The sequence below is a fragment of the Paenibacillus montaniterrae genome (genome assembly GCF_018403185.1).
GTDB classification, from domain to species: Bacteria; Bacillota; Bacilli; order Paenibacillales; family Paenibacillaceae; genus Pristimantibacillus; species Pristimantibacillus montaniterrae.
On sequence record NZ_BOSE01000025.1, the window covers coordinates 1 to 1,312 of the forward strand.

Annotated in this window: 2 protein-coding genes; both read right to left on the reverse strand. The window is 48.5% G+C overall.

Going from position 1 to position 1,312, the window contains the following annotated elements:
* Positions 1–36: 36 nt before the first annotated feature.
* Entirely contained in the window at positions 37–987 is a 951-nt protein-coding gene (locus tag KJS52_RS26925) for an IS3 family transposase (protein WP_213520726.1), read from the reverse strand.
* Positions 942–1,232, reverse strand: a complete 291-nt coding sequence (locus KJS52_RS26930) for a transposase (protein WP_213520724.1) — start codon at positions 1,230–1,232, stop codon at positions 942–944. Before KJS52_RS26930 ends, KJS52_RS26925 begins: the two co-directional genes overlap by 46 nt.
* Between the last annotated feature and the right edge of the window lie 80 nt (positions 1,233–1,312).

The window sequence follows — 1,312 nt, forward strand, 5'->3', positions numbered from 1 at the left end:
TGGAGTTGTCAAGAAAAGTGCAGTTCGAAAACACACTCATGCAGAAACCCTCATTGTCTGCGCTGCCTTTGACAGCATTTTTTCGCGATAAATAGCTGGCGGCCAGCCTCCTTGATTAGAGGTGTAGATCCGCTGTCTGTTGTAGTAGACCATGATGTATCTGAAGATGATCGATTTCATCTCGACCATCGGATAGCGCTCTGTGTTAAGCTTGTACAGCTTCTCTTTCTTTAGCGTAGCAAAAAAGCTTTCCATCCTTGCGTTATCATAGCAACGACCTGTACCGCTCATGCTCTGAATGGCATCCCGTTTAGCTAGACTCTCCCGAAAAGCATGACTCGTGAATTGGCTGCCTCGATCGCTGTGAAAAATCATGCCGCGAGTATTACTTGCTTTACAGGCGTTCTCGAAGGCTTGGATGCAGAGCTCTTTGCGCATGTTGTCGTCCATGGCCAAGCCTACGATCTCTCCGTTAAAACAATCCAGTATGGCGGACAGATATAGCTTGCCATCTGAACAAGGGATCTCCGTAATATCGGCTAACCACTTTTGGTTGGGTGCTGAGGCGCTGAAGTCTCTCTGGATCAGGTTCTCGCTCTTTTGAGCTGCGGCATCCTCGCGTGTAAGGCTGCTTGGATGACGCTTGGCTTTCTTCAGCAGGCCATGCTTCTTCATGATGCGGTAGACAGTGCTGTAGCTGGTCGTGATCTCGCGTTGCGCCAGCGCCAGCAGAATACGCTGAACACCGTAATTGCGGTTGTCTTCATGCTCTCCCATGATTTCGTTGATTTTGACCAGAAGAAGGTACTGCCGCTCCTGTTTGAGTGAGGGCTTCAGGCTACGGTAATAGCCCGATTCACTGACAGCAAGTACGTGGCACATCGCCTTGACGGTCCACTGATCCCGTCGTTCACGGATGTAAGCATAGAGCTGGCAGGTCTTTACCGCTTCCGGTCTTTTGCGAAAAAACCGAGTGCATCCTTCAATATTTCATTTGCACGGCGCAACTCGACGATTTCTTTTTCTAATTCCATTTCGCGTGAGGTTTTATTGGCAGCTGCATAAGCGTGTCCGCTCCCAATATGTGCTCCTTCGCCATGCAGGTTTTTTCGCTTTCTCCATTCCTGCAGGGTGTAGTAGGAGATGCCTAACTGCTCAGCAGCTTTCTTTGGTCCAACCTCATGACTTAATCTTACGGCTTCTTCTTTAAATGCTTTGTCATATCTTTTCATTCGTGCTCAACTCCCTCGTCAGCTTTCATTCTATTTCATATGAGGGGGTTTTGCGACTGCATTTTTATCGTAGCACTCCA

Bases quoted from the DNA above. Each gene is read 5' to 3' on its own strand.
- KJS52_RS26930 (WP_213520724.1), bottom strand. From the start codon at position 1,232: ATGAAAAGATATGACAAAGCATTTAAAGAAGAAGCCGTAAGATTAAGT.